At 65.8% G+C, this 15,291-nt stretch carries 12 protein-coding genes and 1 tRNA gene; 3 read left to right on the forward strand and 10 right to left on the reverse strand.

Translation table 11 applies throughout. The annotated features are described in order from the left end of the window. Positions 1 to 15: 15 nt before the first annotated feature. The 7 genes from ACAM57_RS25705 to ACAM57_RS25735 form a co-directional block, all read right to left on the reverse strand. Positions 16 to 91: transfer RNA gene (locus ACAM57_RS25705), tRNA-Thr, on the reverse strand. A 65-nt stretch (positions 92 to 156) separates the two neighbouring features. Further along, the gene (locus ACAM57_RS25710) at positions 157 to 726 is read right to left on the reverse strand and encodes a ClpXP protease specificity-enhancing factor (RefSeq protein ID WP_184635137.1); all 570 of its coding nucleotides are present in this window, start codon (positions 724 to 726) and stop codon (positions 157 to 159) included. Positions 727 to 883: 157 nt separating this feature from the next. Further along, positions 884 to 1,495, reverse strand: a complete 612-nt coding sequence (locus tag ACAM57_RS25715; RefSeq protein WP_007835362.1) for a glutathione S-transferase N-terminal domain-containing protein — start codon at positions 1,493 to 1,495, stop codon at positions 884 to 886. A gap of 96 nt (positions 1,496 to 1,591) precedes the next feature. Further along, positions 1,592 to 2,365: a cytochrome c1 gene (locus tag ACAM57_RS25720; protein WP_184635135.1), complete on the reverse strand. Its 774-nt coding sequence runs from the start codon at positions 2,363 to 2,365 to the stop codon at positions 1,592 to 1,594. A 36-nt stretch (positions 2,366 to 2,401) separates the two neighbouring features. After that, the gene (locus tag ACAM57_RS25725; RefSeq protein WP_126023028.1) at positions 2,402 to 3,838 is read right to left on the reverse strand and encodes a cytochrome bc complex cytochrome b subunit; all 1,437 of its coding nucleotides are present in this window, start codon (positions 3,836 to 3,838) and stop codon (positions 2,402 to 2,404) included. A gap of 14 nt (positions 3,839 to 3,852) precedes the next feature. Beyond that, positions 3,853 to 4,470, reverse strand: coding sequence for a ubiquinol-cytochrome c reductase iron-sulfur subunit (gene petA / locus ACAM57_RS25730; RefSeq protein WP_126023027.1), 618 nt, complete (start codon positions 4,468 to 4,470; stop codon positions 3,853 to 3,855). 177 nt (positions 4,471 to 4,647) lie between these two features. Then, positions 4,648 to 5,451, reverse strand: a complete 804-nt coding sequence (locus ACAM57_RS25735) for a LuxR C-terminal-related transcriptional regulator (RefSeq protein ID WP_369659429.1) — start codon at positions 5,449 to 5,451, stop codon at positions 4,648 to 4,650. Between the two features lie 795 nt (positions 5,452 to 6,246). Here ACAM57_RS25735 and ACAM57_RS25740 point away from each other — a divergent pair. From ACAM57_RS25740 to mscL, 3 genes are all read left to right on the forward strand, one after another. After that, positions 6,247 to 8,829 carry a beta strand repeat-containing protein gene (locus ACAM57_RS25740; RefSeq protein ID WP_369659430.1) on the forward strand — a complete coding sequence of 861 codons (2,583 nt, stop codon included), beginning with the start codon at positions 6,247 to 6,249 and terminating at the stop codon, positions 8,827 to 8,829. 177 nt (positions 8,830 to 9,006) lie between these two features. Then, on the forward strand, positions 9,007 to 11,496 hold the full coding sequence (locus tag ACAM57_RS25745; RefSeq protein WP_369659431.1) for a tetratricopeptide repeat protein: 2,490 nt from the start codon (positions 9,007 to 9,009) through the stop codon (positions 11,494 to 11,496). A 59-nt stretch (positions 11,497 to 11,555) separates the two neighbouring features. Next, positions 11,556 to 11,987 carry a large conductance mechanosensitive channel protein MscL gene (mscL, locus tag ACAM57_RS25750; RefSeq protein ID WP_126023023.1) on the forward strand — a complete coding sequence of 144 codons (432 nt, stop codon included), beginning with the start codon at positions 11,556 to 11,558 and terminating at the stop codon, positions 11,985 to 11,987. On the opposite strand, the gene pdxA is transcribed toward mscL, so the two are convergent. Genes pdxA through ACAM57_RS25765 form a run of 3 tightly spaced genes read right to left on the reverse strand, consistent with a single transcriptional unit; the run spans position 11,988 to position 15,150 of the window. Further along, positions 11,988 to 13,028, reverse strand: coding sequence for a 4-hydroxythreonine-4-phosphate dehydrogenase PdxA (gene pdxA / locus ACAM57_RS25755; RefSeq protein WP_369659432.1), 1,041 nt, complete (start codon positions 13,026 to 13,028; stop codon positions 11,988 to 11,990). Continuing rightward, positions 13,025 to 13,798: a Nif3-like dinuclear metal center hexameric protein gene (locus ACAM57_RS25760; protein ID WP_369659433.1), complete on the reverse strand. Its 774-nt coding sequence runs from the start codon at positions 13,796 to 13,798 to the stop codon at positions 13,025 to 13,027. Before ACAM57_RS25760 ends, pdxA begins: the two co-directional genes overlap by 4 nt. Next, positions 13,795 to 15,150 carry an MFS transporter gene (locus tag ACAM57_RS25765; RefSeq protein ID WP_184635122.1) on the reverse strand — a complete coding sequence of 452 codons (1,356 nt, stop codon included), beginning with the start codon at positions 15,148 to 15,150 and terminating at the stop codon, positions 13,795 to 13,797. The genes ACAM57_RS25760 and ACAM57_RS25765 overlap by 4 nt, the downstream gene beginning before the upstream one ends. Positions 15,151 to 15,291 lie beyond the last annotated feature (141 nt).

The following is a 15,291-nucleotide window of genomic DNA, read 5'->3' on the forward strand; positions in this document are numbered from 1 at the left end:
CAGGGGTTTCTTGCTTGGTGCCGCTTGTCGGAATCGAACTGACGACCTTCCGCTTACAAGGCGGGTGCTCTACCAATTGAGCTAAAGCGGCTGAATTCCAATGCGTGATTCTAGTGGCGGTACCGACTGGTCCCGCCAGGCGCCATTCGCGACCGCCTACTTGATGCGCTTGAGCGACGGCCGGGCGCCGCCACCCGACGGCGGGCGCGGCGGTTCGTCGACTGGGTCGGTGGGCGCGCCGGCATCGACTGTCTCGCTGCCGTCTTCGCCCGTCACCAGGTGGACGATCTTGCCGGCATCGCCTTCGGAGCCACTGCTGCGCGAGGCATCGCGCAGCGGCGCTCGCGCAGGTGCCTGGACGGGCATCGGCGCATCGACGTTGCCATCCGACGAAACGGCCGGAGCCGGCGCGGGAAACGCCATGCCCTGCCCGTTCTCGCGCGCGTAGATCGCGATCACGCGCCCCACCGGCACGCTGATTTCACGCGCAGTGCCCGCGAAGCGGGCCTTGAACTCGATGAAGTCGTTGCCGAGCTTGAGCGAGCTGGTCGCATCGAAGCTGATGTTGAGCACGATCTCGCCGTTCTTCACGTACTCGCGCGGGACCTGCACGGTTTCGTCGACCTGCACCGCGACGTAGGGCGTGAAGCCGTTGTCGGTGCACCATTCGTACAGCGCCCGGATGAGGTACGGGCGGGTGGAGGACGACTCGAGCGCGTTGATCATGAAATTGGTACCGTGCAATCGCGAAATCGCGGCCTCGGACAGGCCACCGTCTCTTCGCGGAACACCGCGGAACCGGCTCTGCCGGGCCGCAGGCGTTGCCCCCGGAAGGGGGTTGGCGAAGCGACACGAAGTGCGCGAAGCCTGGGGGCGATCTTAATTACTTTCGCATGACCTTTTCGGACGGGGTCAGTGCTTCGATGTAGGCCGGGCGCGAGAAGATGCGTTCGGCGTACTTCAGCAGCGGCGCGGCGTTCTTGCTGAGGTCGATGCCGTAGTAGTCGAGGCGCCACAGCAGCGGAGCGATGGCCACGTCGAGCATCGAGAAGTTGTCGCCCAGCATGTACTTGTTCTTGAGGAACACGGGCGCCAGCTGCGTGAGGCGGTCGCGGATGTGCGAGCGGGCCTTTTCGAGCGCCTTCTCGTTGCCCTTGGTGGTGCGGTTCTCGAGGGTGGAGACGTGCACGAACAGTTCCTTCTCGAAGTTGAGCAGGAACAGGCGCACGCGGGCGCGGTCGACCGGGTCGCCGGGCATCAGCTGGGGGTGCGGGAAGCGCTCGTCGATGTACTCGTTGATGATGTTCGACTCGTACAGGATCAGATCGCGCTCGACCAGGATCGGCACCTGGCCGTACGGGTTCATCACGCTGATGTCTTCGGGCTTGTTGTAGAGATCGACGTCGCGGATCTCGAAGTCCATGCCCTTTTCGAACAACACGAAGCGGCAGCGGTGGGAAAAGGGGCAGGTCGTTCCTGAATACAAGACCATCATGGCGAGAGACTCCTAAAAATCAAAAAGAGTGGGTCGCGTTGGCAACCCACTCTGTGGGACCGGATGCCCGAAGGTATCCGGTCGGCGTGCACGGAACTACTTGACGTCTTTCCAGTACGAGGCGTTCAGCCGCCACACGAATACCACCGACATGGCCAGGAACAGCAGCACCCACACGCCGATGCGCACGCGGGTGTTCTGAGCCGGTTCGGCCATCCATTGCAGGTAACTCACCAGGTCGCCGACCGCATTGTCGAATTGCACGGGCGTCATGGTGCCGGGAGTGACTTGCTCCCAGCCCTTGAACACTTCGGTTTCGTGGCCGTGCTGTTCGACCTTGGTGTAGACCGGGCGGCGCTCGCCCTGCAGTTCCCACAGGGGGTTCGGCATGGCGACGCTCGGGAACAGGAGGTTGTTCCAGCCGGTGGCCTTGGTTTCGTCGCGGTAGTAGGTGCGCAGGTAGGTATAGAGATAGTCGGCGCCAGTGCCGCCGTGGCCGGCGCGCGAGCGCGCGACCAGCGTCAGGTCGGGCGGCGTGGTGCCGAACCAGTCCTTGGCCTGGCGCGCGTCGATGTTGGCCTTCATGGTCTCGCCGACCTTGTCGGTCGTGAACAGAAGGTTGTCCTTGATCTGCTGCTCGGTGATGCCGATGTCCTGCAGGCGGTTGTAGCGCATGAAGGCGGCCGAGTGGCAGTTCAGGCAGTAGTTGACGAAGAGCTTGGCGCCGTTCTGCAGCGCGCTCACGTCGTTCGTCTTGTTGGGGGCCTTGTCCCACGCGAGCCCCCCGGACTCGGCCGATGCCGCCGCGGAGAAGGTCAGGCCCAGCGCGAGACCCAGGACCGCGAGCCAGCCGGAAATGCTTTTCTTCATCGTGTTTCTCTCAGCTCTCTTGGCTTCTGGTTCTCATCAATGGGCGGCGAAGACCACGCGCTCGGGCACGGTCTTGAATTCGCCCTTGCGGCTCCACCACGGCATCAGCAGGAAGAAGCCGAAGTACACGAGCGTGCCGATCTGCGAGATGGTCTGCGCGATGTCCAGCTTGAACGAACCGATGGCCAGCTCGCCCCAGACGCCGGGAGGCTGGATGCCCAGGTAGCCCAGGATCAGGAAGAAGAAAACGAAGAGGCCGTACACATACTTGTGCCAGCCCGGACGGTAGCGGATCGACTTGACTTCGCTGTGGTCGAGCCACGGCAGGAAGAACAGGATGATGACCGAGCCGCCCATGACGACCACGCCCCAGAACTTGGCGTCGAAGGTCTTGAGCAGGAAGATCACCACGGCCGCGACGACGATGCCCGCGATCTTCAGGCCCATGCCCGACTTGCCCTTGACGAAGTTCCAGATGGCGGCCGCGGCGATGATCAGCGAGAACACGTTGACCATGTCGTCGGTGGTCGCGCGCAGCATCGAATAGAACGGCGTGAAGTACCACACCGGGGCGATGTGGTTCGGCGTCTTCAGCGAGTCGGCAGGAATGAAGTTGTTGTATTCGAGGAAGTAGCCGCCCGCCTCGGGGGCGAAGAAGATCACCGCCGAGAAGATCGTGAGGAACACCACCACGCCGAAGATGTCGTGCACGGTGTAGTACGGATGCGACGGAATACCGTCCAGCGGATGGCCGTCGGGGCCGCGGTTGGCCTTGATCTCGATGCCGTCGGGGTTGTTCGAGCCCACTTCGTGCAGCGCGATCAGGTGGGCCACCACCAGGCCGAGCAGCACCAGCGGCACGGCGATCACGTGGAAGCTGAAGAAGCGGTTCAGCGTGGCGTCGCTCACTACGTAGTCGCCGCGGATCAGCAGGGCCAGGTCGGGGCCGACGAAGGGAATGGCGGCGAACAGGTTCACGATCACCTGGGCGCCCCAGTAGGACATCTGGCCCCAGGGCAGCAGGTAGCCCATGAAGGCCTCGGCCATCAGGCACAGGAAGATCGCGCAGCCGAACACCCAGATCAGCTCGCGCGGCTTGCGGTAGCTGCCGTACATGAGGCCGCGGAACATGTGCAGGTACACCACGATGAAGAACGCCGAGGCGCCCGTCGAGTGGATGTAGCGGATCAGCCAGCCCCACGGCACGTCGCGCATGATGTACTCGACCGATGCGAACGCCTGGTTCGCGTCGGGCTTGTAGTGCATGACGAGGAAGATGCCGGTGACGATCTGGATCACCAGGACCAGCATCGCCAGCGAGCCGAAGATGTACCAGAAGTTGAAGTTCTTCGGCGCGTAGTACTTGCCCCACTGGTCGTTCCACAGCTTGCTCAGCGGGAAACGGTTGTCGACCCAGTTCAGCAGCTTGGCGCCGGCGGGTGCGTTGGGGGAAATCTCGTGGAATTCAGCCATGTTCTTCTTCCGCCTCAGGCCTTCTTGGAGTCTTCACCGATCAGGAGCTTGGTGTCCGACAGGTACATGTGCGGCGGCACCGGCAGGTTGTCGGGCGCAGGCTTGTTCTTGAAGACCCGGCCGGCCAGGTCGAAAGTGGAACCGTGGCAGGGGCAGAGGAAGCCGCCTTCCCAGTCGTTCGGCAGCGAAGGCTGCGGACCGGCCTGGAAGCGGTCGGTCGGCGAGCAGCCCAGGTGGGTGCAGATGCCGACCACGACGAGCACGTCGGGCTTGATGGAGCGGTGCTCGTTCTGTGCGTACTTGGGGGTGAATTCGTCGGGGTGACGCTTGGAGAGGGGATCGGCCAGCTGGCCGTCGAGCTTGGGGAGTTCCGCGACCTGCTCGGGGGAGCGCTTGAGGATCCAGACCGGCTTGCCCCGCCATTCGACGGTGATCTTCTCGCCGACCTTGAGGCCCGAGATATCGACCTCGACCGCAGCACCCGCAGCCTTGGCCTTCTCGGAAGGCTGGAAAGTGCTAACAAAGGGGATGGCGGTGGCCACGCCGCCCGCCACGCCAGCGCAGCTGGATGCAATCAACCACGTGCGCTTGCTGGTGTCGATCCGGTGCGAGCCGGAGGTCATGTCACTCATGGGGATCCTCTTGTCTTCTTCGCTGGAGCAGGAGTCAACCCGCGATTGTAGCGGGGCGCTGTAAGGATATTCAATGGCCGCCATGCGCATGGCCGGCGGCCGCGGGCGGGGCGCGCCGCGTCCGCGGGCGCCCGCCAGGGGCTGCACAGGGCGACGAAGACTGTCGCCGCGGGGACTTCAGTTCAGCAGTCCGTGCTGCATCGCCTCGTGGACCGCCTGGGTCCGCGACTTGACCGAGAGCTTGCGATAGATGCTCTTCGCGTGGAACTCGATGGTATTGACCGACAGGTACACCGCTTCGGCGATCTGCCGGTTGCTCCAGCCCTGCGCGATCAGGCGCAGCACCTTGAGTTCGCGCGGCGACAGCAGGCCCTGCGGCAGCCTGGAATCGGGAGCTTCTCCCTGCGGCTGCTGTTTGTGCTTCTGCTGCTGTTGCGGCGGCTGGCCCTGCACGCGGATGGCCTCGATCGTGCGCGCCTTCGCGGACGCGGCGATAGAACCGAGGATGCGCCGCGCGATGCGCGAATCCATCGGCGAGCCTCCGCGTTCGATGGAGCGCAGCAGATAGGCGAGTTCCGCGTCGTCGGCTTCGGTAAGCAGATACCCGATGGCGCCGGCCGCGATCGCGGCATTCACCTGCTGCTGGTCGTCGGACGCCGACATGCCGATGCTCTCGACGCGCGGATAGGTCTGGCGCACATGATGAAGAACGGCGGCACCGTCGCTTCCCGGCAGCCGCATGTCGACCAGCACCAGGTCATAGGGCAATGCCGCCAGCAGATTGAACGCCTCGGCCCGGCCCGATGCGACCACCACGCGGCGATGCGGCGCGAGCTCGCAGAGGATGCGCCGCATGCGGTCGGCGCAGGCAGCGTCGTCCGCGACGACCAGTGCGGCATGGAAGACGCCGCCATACAACTGCGCTGCCGTGGGTACCGGCGTCGATGCGGCCGAGGAGGTGTAGTGGATGTTCATTTCCATGTCCGCGCTCCTGCTGCGTCTTCTCCTGCCTTGCCGCAGCGGACCTGGTCCGTGCTGCATGCGCTGATGCCGTTGACGATGTCCAAGAAAAAATTGATCACGCGACGTCCTCTGGCTCTTTCGCCACCCGTGGGCAGCTTCGAAATGTTGTCTTTCGTTTCAGATACCGCAGGAACGATGCCCACTCGGACGAGCGTCGGCGCACATCACGCAAGGACGCGTGTAGTACTTTGATTTCATTGAAGAAATTGCCCGAAACGAGCTGAAGAACGAGCTCGCGCGAAGGCCTTGCGAAGGCCGTTTTCAGGCCGTTGTTACGTGCGGGTTACCGCGCCTGTTACGTAGCACCGCGACACGCGAAACGCGTGCGAGACCACATCTCCAAACGTCAATACGCGATTCATGCGATGGCCGCAAACCCGCATGTGCATTGGCTTTGCAGGCTATGTATGCATGCGTCGATGGCGCGCCGTCGACATGCATACATCCATAACTACGGATACCGGTGATGTTCAGCGAAGACCTCGATTCCTAGCATCGGTTGCATTGGGTAACTCGATGAAACCCAACCCTGCTTTCACGCGACGAGGGCGTGTGAAAGACCAGAAATGGCAACTGATTTCTTCAAGGAAGAAAGTCCAAATGACTACATCCCAGCGCTCCAGTGTCCGCTCTTTCATTGTTCGCCGTCCGGCCGTCAGCAAGCTTCTCGCTTCAGTGCTTTTGAGCGCTGGTTATGTACTGACTTTGCCGGTGGTACATGCCCAGGTTCGCGTCGGTGGCAACAATGTCAACGTGACCGGGGGCCCCAACAACGGGGTACTGACTTCCGACGATGGCATCTCCACGCCCAACCTGACGGCAACGGACCTCACCGCAGGCACCATCACCTCGACCAACGGCACGATCAATACCCTGAGTTCGGGCAGCATCACCTCTGGCACGGTTGCGGCAGGCAGCATCACCGCAACGCGCGTCACCACCACCAGCCTGAGCGCGACCTCGGCCACGGCCACCAGCCTGACCTCCACGAGCATCAGCACGGCTACGCTCACAGCGGGCACTGTGTCTGCAGGCAGCATCACCTCCGGCACTGTGTCGTCGACCAATGTCACGTCGACGAACCTTTCTGCCACCAACGGCACGGTCACCAACCTGACCTCCTCCAGCATCAGCACCGGCACGATCACCGCGGGTACCGTATCTGCAGGCAGCATCACCTCCGGCACCGTGTCCTCGGCCAACGTCACGGCGACGAACCTTTCTGCCACCAACGGCACGGTCACCAACCTGACCTCCTCCAGCATCAGCACCGGCACGATCACCGCGGGTACCGTATCTGCAGGCAGCATCACCTCCGGCACCGTGTCCTCGGCCAACGTCACGGCGACGAACCTTTCTGCCACCAACGGCACGGTTACCAACCTGACCTCCTCGAGCATCAGCACCGGCACCGTGTCTGCAGGCAGCGTCAGCGCCACGAACGTCTCGGCCACCAACGGCACGATCAGCACGCTGAGCTCCACCAGCATCACCGCCAACACCGTGAGCGCGGGCAGCGTGACCACCGGAAGTGTGTCCTCGAGCAACGGCACGATCCAGTCGCTGACCTCGACCAACATCCTGGCGACCGGCGTCACCTCGACGAATGTGCTGGCGACCGGCATCACCTCGACCAACATCGACGCCACCAACCTGACGTCGAACACCGGCAGCATCGCCACGCTGACCTCCACCAACGTCAGCACCACCAACGTGACGGCGTCGAACGGCACGATCAACACGGTGAGCTCGACGAACGTCAGCACCACCAATCTGACCGCATCGAACGGCACCATCAACACGTTGAGTTCAGCCAACGTGAGCACGACGAACCTGACGGCCAGCAACGGCACGATCAACACGCTGAGCTCGGCGAACGTCAGCACCACCAACCTGACGGCGTCGAACGGCACCATCAACACGCTGAGTGCCACCAGCGTCAGCGCGACGGACCTGACCGCCAACAGCGGCACGATCAACACGCTGAGCGCAACCAACGTCAGCACCACGGACCTGACCGCCAACAACGGCACGATCAACACGTTGAGCGCCACCAACGTCAGCACCACGGATCTGACCGCCAACAACGGCACGATCAACACGCTGAGCGCCACCAACGTCAGCACCACGGACCTGACCGCCAACAACGGCACGATCAACACGCTGAGCGCCACCAACGTCAGCACCACGGACCTGACCGCCAACAACGGCACGATCAACACGCTGAGCGCGACCAACGTCAGCACCACGAACCTGACCGCCAACAGCGGCACGATCAACACGTTGAGCGCGACCAACGTCAGCACCACGGATCTGACCGCCAACAACGGCACGATCAACACGCTGAGCGCAACCAACGTCAGCACGACCAACCTGACGGCCAACAGCGGCACGATCAACACGTTGAGCGCCACCAACGTCAGCACGACCAACCTGACGGCCAACAGCGGCACGATCAACACGTTGAGCGCCACCAACGTCAGCACCACCAACCTGACGGCCAACAGCGGCACGATCAACACGCTGAGCGCGACCAACGTCAGCACGACCAACCTGACAGCCAATGCCGGCACGATCAACACGTTGAGCGCCACCAACGTCAGCACCACCAACCTGACGGCCAACAGCGGCACGATCAACACGCTGAGCGCCACCAACGTCAGCACGACCAACCTGACGGCGAGCCGCGGCACGATCAACACGCTGAGCGCGACGAACGTGAGTACCACCAACCTGTCGGCTGCCAGCGCCACGGTCAACGCCCTGACCGCCGGCACGGTCAGCGCCACGACGGTGAACGCCAGCTCGGTGAATGCCACCACCGGCAACTTCCAGACGATCACTGCGGCCAACGGCAACATCACGGTGCTGAACACGCAGACCGGCAACATCACCACGATCAACGCCGTGACCGGCAACGTCACGACGCTGAACGCGGGCACGGTCAACGTCACCGGCAACGTGACCGCGGGCGGCACCATCACGGCGGGCAACGGCATGGTCGCCAACGGCCGCGTGCAGAACGTGGCCCCCGGCATCCTGCCGACGGACGCCGCGAACATGTCGCAGTTGAACCAGGTCCGCAACGAGGTGCAGGACATGCGCAAGACCAGCAGCACCGGCGCGGCCATCGCGCTGGCCGCGGCCTCGGTGCCGGCGCTCGAAGCGGGCAAGAGCTTCGGCATCGGCGTGGGCGTGGGCTCCTTCGATGGCCGCTCGGCCATCGCGGCAGCCGCCAGCTTCCGCATCGGCGAAGGCGCGCAGATCAAGGTCAACATCGGCAGCGGCAGCAGCGGCAAGGTCGGCGGCGGCATCGGCGCCTCCTGGTCCTGGTAATCCGGCCCGGCACTCACGTGGCGCCAGCGTGTGCGCCGCGGGATTGCCAGCGGATGCAAACGAAAGGCCGGCCCCTATACTGGGTAACCGGCCTTTTTCATGGCTCCCTGCTGCGCGCGAAGGCCGGCGCCGAAGCGGCGGCCCTCTCCTGTGCCGACCCGTCCATCACGCGGATTCATGAACCCACCTTCTCTCGCTCCCGCTCCCTCCATTCCGGCCGCGAACGCCGGCCAGCTCCTGGAGCAGGGACTGGCGCTGCATCGCGTGGGCCGCTTCGCCGAGGCCTTGCAGGTCTACGAAGCGCTGCTGTCGCTCTTTCCCGATCATGCCGACGCGCTGCATCTGAGCGGCGAGGCGCTGTACCGGCAAGGCCGCCCGAAGCTGGCGCTGAACTACGTGAACCGGGCCATCGCGCGCTCGCCGCACCACTTCTACTTCAACACCCGCGCGACGATCTTCATGCACATGGGCCTGCCGGCCGAGGCGCAGCAGGATCTGCGTCGCGCAATCAAGGCGCAGCCCAACTATCCCGAGGCCTACGTGAACCTGTCGGCGGTCTACCGCCAGCAGAAGAAGTTCCGCCAGGCGCGCGAGGCCGCCGCCGAGGCCACGCGGCTCGCGCCGCAGGCACCCGCCGCATGGAACAACGCCGGCGCCATCGACATGGAGCAGGACCGCTTCGACGAGGCGATCGCGCAGTTCAGCCAGGCTCTGGCGCTGGACCCCGGCTACGCCGCCGCGCACAAGAACATCGGCAAGATCCGCGCGCACCAGAAGGACTGGGCCGCCGCGCTCGGCTCGTACGAGCAGGCCGCCGCCGACCCGATGGACTGCGAGGCCGCCTTCATGCTCTCCAGGGCGCTGCAGGCCTGCGGCCGCATCGAGGAAGCCATCGCGCCCATGCAGCGCGCCATGCGCAACTGGCCGGCCGAGGAGCGCCACAAGGCGCTGTCCGACCCCGAGGGCGTGGCCGCGCTCTACGGCGTGTGCGGCGCGCTCGAAGGCGTGTCGATGCGCTTCGGCGAATCGGCCGAGCTCTACAGGCTGGCGCTCGAAAGCCTGCCCGAGCACGAGCTGCTGCTGAACAACCTGGGCACGGTGAACTTCCGCCTGGGCCGCTTCGACACCGCCATCGAGGTGCTGAAGCGAGCGCTCGAGGTGCATCCGCGCCAGGTGCTCGCGCGGTGCAACCTGGGCGTGACCTACGTGATGGCCGGCCAGTCGAAGGAAGCCATCGCGGAGTTCGAGCAGTGCCTGCGCGACGACCCCGACTTCATGCCCGCCATGGTGTGGATGCTGGGCGAGAAGGCGCACATTGCCGACTGGAGCGGCGTGCCCGAGCTGCGCGAGCGCATCGCGGCGCTGCTCGACAACCCGAGCAACGACCAGACGGTTTCGTCGTTCATCCTGATGTCGAACTACGACGACGCGCGCCGCCTCATGAACTGGACGCAGCGCTCCGCCCTGCTGGCCGACCGCAACGCGGCCATTCGGCCCTTTGCCGACGCTGGCGCGCGCCGCACCTCGCCGCGCATCCGCGTGGGCTACTTCTCGTTCGACTTCCGCAACCACCCGGTCGCGCACCTGACGGCCGAGCTCTACGGCCAGCACGACCGCAAGGAGTTCGAAGTCTTCGTGTACTCCTACGGCCCCGACGACGGCCACCCCGCGCGGGCACGCATCGCTTCATCGGTCGAGCATTTCGTCGACATGCAGGGCCAGTCGATCCAGCAGATGGCCGAGCGCATCCGCGACGACGAAATCGACATCCTTGTCGACCTCTCGGGCGACACGCGCGGAGCCAAGCCCCAGGTGATGGCCTACCACGCGGCGCCGGCGCAGCTCATGTGGCTGGGCTACATGGGTACTAGCGGCACGCCCAACTACGACTACCTGGTGTCCGACAACTTCCTCTCGCCGCCGGGCACGGAAGACTGCTACTCCGAGAAGCTGCTGCGCCTGCCCGAGACCTTCCAGGTCATCGACACCAAGCGCCCGACCAACCCGCACAGGCCCACGCGCGCCGAACACGGCCTGCCCGACGACGCCTTCGTGCTGTGCAACTTCTCGCAGTCGTTCAAGATCCAGCCCGAGACCTTCGAGGCATGGGTGCGCATCGTGCAGGGCATTCCGAACTCGGTGCTGTGGCTGGCGCAGGGCCCGAACGGCTTCGAGCAGAACCTGCGCGCGCAATGGGAGAAGGCGGGCCTGCCGGCCCAGCGGCTGATCGTGTCGCCGCGCATGCCGGTCGACCAGCACCTGGCGCGCATCGGCCTGGCCGACCTGTTCATCGACACCTTTCCCTACAGCAGCGGTGCCACCGCGAACGACGTGCTGTGGTCGGGCGTGCCGCTGCTGGCGCTCACGGGCACGACGATGGTGTCGCGCATGGCGGGCAGCCTGCTGCATGCCATCGGACTGCCGGAGCTGGTGGCCACGAACCACGCGGAATACGTGAGCAAGGCCATCCACTACGCCACGCACCCCGAGGAGCTGGCCTCGCTGCGCTCGCGGCTCGCGCGGGCCAAGGACACGCGCAGCGGCTACTTCGACACGCCGCGCTTCGTGCGCCACCTGGAAGACGGCTACAGGCAGATTGCCGCGCGCAGTCGTGAAGGTTTGCCGGCGGCGCATGTCGATGTGGTACCGCGTGCGCTGGAGAAGTGAGCAATCGCGGGCATACTCGGCTCTCCTTCAACAGCAGAGCTCCAGCAGCCTTTTGAATCATGAGCATCCTCAGTGAATTCAAGGAATTTGCCGTCAAGGGCAACGTCATCGACCTCGCGGTCGGCGTGATCATCGGTGCCGCCTTCGGCAAGATCGTCGACTCGCTCGTGGCCGACATCATCATGCCGCTGGTGGGCGTGGTGTTCGGCAAGCTCGATTTCTCGAATCTCTACGTGGTGCTGGGCACCGTGCCGCCAGGGGTGGCGAACACGCTGGCCGACCTGAAGAAGGCAGGCGTTCCTGTGCTGGCGTACGGCAACTTCATCACCATCGCCGTCAACTTCGTGATCCTCGCCTTCATCATCTTCATGATGGTCAAGCAGATCAACCGCCTGAAGCGCAGCGAAGAGCCGGCGCCCGCCGCAGCCCCTGAAACACCCGAAGACGTGGTGCTGCTGCGCGAGATCCGCGACAGCCTCAAACGCTCCTGATCAAACGCCCCCGAGCACCCGGGCCATGCGCAGCGCCTCGACAAGGCTCGAGGCATCGGCCAGCCCCGTTCCCGCGATGTCGAACGCGGTGCCGTGATCGGGGCTGGTGCGCACCAGCGGCAGCCCCAGCGTCACGTTGACGCCCTTCTCCACGCCCAGGTACTTGACCGGGATCAGGCCCTGGTCGTGGTACATCGCGATCACCACGTCGAATTCGCCGCTGGACGGCACTCCCGCCTTGGCGCGCGCGCGCATGAAGACGGTGTCGGGCGCATGAGGACCGCTGGCATCGATGCCTTCGGCGCGCGCAGCCTCGACGGCCGGCGCGATGATTTCCCGCTCTTCCGAACCGAACAGCCCACCCTCGCCCGCATGCGGGTTGAGACCCGCCACGCCGATGCGCGGCGCGCGGCCCAGCGCGTGGCTCAGCGCGCGGTGCGTGATGCGCAGCGTTTCGAGCACTCCCTCGAAGCGCACCGCCTCGATGGCCTTGCGCAGCGACATGTGGATGCTGACGAGCACTGTGCGCAGTTCGTCGTTGGCCAGCATCATGCGCACCGGCACGTCGGCGACGGTGCGCCCCAGATGCGCGGCCGCCTCCGCCTGCAGCAACTCGGTGTGGCCGGGGTACGGAAAGCCGGCGGCCGACAGCGCCTCCTTGTGCAGCGGCGCGGTCACGAGGGCGCCGATCTCCCCGCGCAGCGCGGCCCGCGCGGCCCACACCACGCACTCGCCCGCCACACGGCCGGCCTCGGCGCTGATGCGGCCCGTTTCGATGCCATTGGGCGGCGCGATCACCTGCAGCACCGGGATGCAGCCCGGCGGTACGGTCGCGGCCTCGGCGACGGATTCGATTTCCAGCACTGGCCAGCCCGGCCGGCCATCGGCGGCCAGGGCCTGCGATGCCTTGCGCAGCATGCCCACGTCGCCGGCAACGAAGGTGCCATGCGTGGCGTCGGGCGCGTCGCGGAAGGCCTTGACGATGATTTCCGGCCCGATGCCCGCGGGGTCACCCAAGGTGATGGCAATGGGGGTGCTCATGCCGGGTTGTCGATGTCGATGAACTCGTGCTTCAGCCCGAGCTGCGCAGCCACGTGCGCGGCCACCGCGGGCGCGCCGTAGCGCTCGGTGGCGTGATGCCCGCAGGCGAGGAAGGCCACGCCCATCTCGCGCGCGTAGTGGGCCTGCGGCTCAGAGATCTCGCCGGTGATGAAGGCATCGGCACCGGCCGCGATGGCGGCTTCGAAGTAGCCCTGCGCGCCGCCGGTGCACCACGCTATGTTCCTCACGGCACGCTGCGCCGGCTCGACCAGCGTCACCGGTCTTTTCAACACGCTCTCGACGTGGGTGGCCAGCGCCTTGGCGCTGTCGAAGCTCCCGCCGCCTTCCTGCGTGCCGACGAAGCCCAGTTCCTGCTCGCCGAAGCGGCCGCCCGGGCCGGCGTGCGCCACGAGACCCAGCTTCAGGCCCAACTGGGCGTTGTTGCCCAGTTCGGGGTGCGCGTCGAGCGGCAGGTGATAGGCGAAGAGATTGATGTCGTGGCCCAGCAGCAGGCCGAGGCGCTGCTTCATCCAGCCGGTGACGCGGCCGTCCTGGCCGCGCCAGAACAGGCCGTGGTGGACGAAGATGGCGTCGGCCTCGGCGCCAATCGCGGCCTCGATCAGCGCACGGCTGGCGGTCACGCCCGAGACGATCTTTCGCACCACGGTACGCCCTTCGACCTGCAGGCCGTTCGGTCCGTAGTCCTTGAAGCGCCCGGGGGCCAGCAGCAGGTCGAATGCGTGAAGCAGTTCGTGGCGGGTTGTGCTCATCGCCCCATTGTCGCGCCGTGCGCGGGCGCCACGCCACCGTCGCGCATCGCATGGCCGCGCGCGGCCAGGGGCAGCAGCGCCAGCAGGAAGCCCAGCGCGGCCAGCGCCGCCACGTAGTGCGCGGGCGCCATCGTGTCGTGCTGCAGCCAGAGCGTCAGGATCACCGGCGTGAGCCCGCCGAAGACCGCATACGACATGTTGTAGGCGAAGGAGAGCCCGGTGAAGCGCACCGGCGCCGGAAAGGCGCGCACGCCCGCGATCGGCACCGTGGCGATGGTGCCCACGAACAGGCCCACCAGGCCGTAGTGCCAGAAGAGCGTCGCCGGCGTCCCGGGCAGGCCGCTGTAGAACAGGTAGGCCGTGACGAGCAGGCCGCCCCAGCCGATCAGCATCACGGTGCGGGTGCCGATGCGGTCGCTGGCCCAGCCGGCCAGCACGCAGCCCAGCGTGAGCGTCAGCGTGGCGAGCGCGTTGGCTTCCAGCGCCATGGCGGCCGGAATGTGATGCACCTTCTGCAGATAGGTGGGCGTGTAGAGCACCACGACCACGATGGCGGCCGACAGCACCCAGGTCAGCAGCCCGACGTACACGCAGGCCAGGCGGTGCTCGCGCAGCACGGTGCGTAGCGGCAGCTCACGCGAGGCGCTGCGGCGACCGGCCAGTTCCTTGAACACCGGCGTCTCGTGCAGGAAGCGGCGCAGGTACACCGATACCAGCCCGAACACGCCGCCCAGGATGAACGGGATGCGCCACGCGAAGTCGCTCACCTGCTCGGGCGAGTAGTGGCGGTTGATGGCCACCGCGATCAGCGAGCCCAGCAGGATGCCGCCGGTGATGCCCGAAGTCAGCACACCGATGCCCAGGCCGTAGCGCTTGCCCGGCACGTGCTCGCCCACGAACACCCAGGCGCCGGGCATTTCGCCGCCGATGGCCGCGCCCTGGAGCACGCGCATCGCCAGCAGCAGCAGGGGCGCCGCGACGCCGATGCTCGCGTAGGTCGGCAGCAGGCCGATCACCAGCGTGGGCGCCGCCATCAGGAAGATCGACAGCGTGAACATGCGCTTGCGGCCGAAGATGTCGCCGAAATGCGCGATGACGATGCCGCCGACCGGGCGCGCGAGGTAACCGGCCGCGAAAATGCCGAAGGTCTGCAGCTGGCGCAGCCAGTCGGGCATGTCGGCCGGGAAGAACAGCGCCCCCAGAACGGTGGCGAAGAACACGTAGATGACGAAATCGTAGAACTCCAGCGTGCCGCCGAGGGCGGACAGGCCGAGGGTCTTGTAGTCGCTCGAACCGAGCGTGCGCGCCGGCACCGGCTGCGCGCCGTCCGGAAAGGTTGCTTCTGAAGTCATGGCTGGCAGGAAGGTCTTGGCCGCGCGCCAGCCCGCAGGACCGGGTGAGAAAACGGAAGAATGGCGCGCCGACGGAAGGCCTGGCCGCAGCCGCCGGATAGGCGGCACGGGGGCCGGAAAACAGACGGACCGGGTGGGGCC

This window comes from Variovorax sp. V15, from assembly GCF_041154425.1.
Taxonomy (GTDB): Bacteria; Pseudomonadota; Gammaproteobacteria; order Burkholderiales; family Burkholderiaceae_C; genus Variovorax; species Variovorax guangxiensis.

What these genes read in the sequence shown, in the direction of transcription:
- ACAM57_RS25710 (WP_184635137.1), bottom strand. Translation starts at nt 726, where the DNA reads ATGATCAACGCGCTCGAGTCGTCCTCCACCCGCCCGTACCTCATCCGG.
- ACAM57_RS25715 (WP_007835362.1), bottom strand. Translation starts at nt 1,495, where the DNA reads ATGATGGTCTTGTATTCAGGAACGACCTGCCCCTTTTCCCACCGCTGC.
- ACAM57_RS25720 (WP_184635135.1), bottom strand. Translation starts at nt 2,365, where the DNA reads ATGAAGAAAAGCATTTCCGGCTGGCTCGCGGTCCTGGGTCTCGCGCTG.
- ACAM57_RS25725 (WP_126023028.1), bottom strand. Translation starts at nt 3,838, where the DNA reads ATGGCTGAATTCCACGAGATTTCCCCCAACGCACCCGCCGGCGCCAAG.
- petA (WP_126023027.1), bottom strand. Translation starts at nt 4,470, where the DNA reads ATGAGTGACATGACCTCCGGCTCGCACCGGATCGACACCAGCAAGCGC.
- ACAM57_RS25735 (WP_369659429.1), bottom strand. Translation starts at nt 5,451, where the DNA reads ATGGAAATGAACATCCACTACACCTCCTCGGCCGCATCGACGCCGGTA.
- ACAM57_RS25745 (WP_369659431.1), top strand. Translation starts at nt 9,007, where the DNA reads ATGAACCCACCTTCTCTCGCTCCCGCTCCCTCCATTCCGGCCGCGAAC.
- mscL (WP_126023023.1), top strand. Translation starts at nt 11,556, where the DNA reads ATGAGCATCCTCAGTGAATTCAAGGAATTTGCCGTCAAGGGCAACGTC.
- pdxA (WP_369659432.1), bottom strand. Translation starts at nt 13,028, where the DNA reads ATGAGCACCCCCATTGCCATCACCTTGGGTGACCCCGCGGGCATCGGG.
- ACAM57_RS25760 (WP_369659433.1), bottom strand. Translation starts at nt 13,798, where the DNA reads ATGAGCACAACCCGCCACGAACTGCTTCACGCATTCGACCTGCTGCTG.
- ACAM57_RS25765 (WP_184635122.1), bottom strand. Translation starts at nt 15,150, where the DNA reads ATGACTTCAGAAGCAACCTTTCCGGACGGCGCGCAGCCGGTGCCGGCG.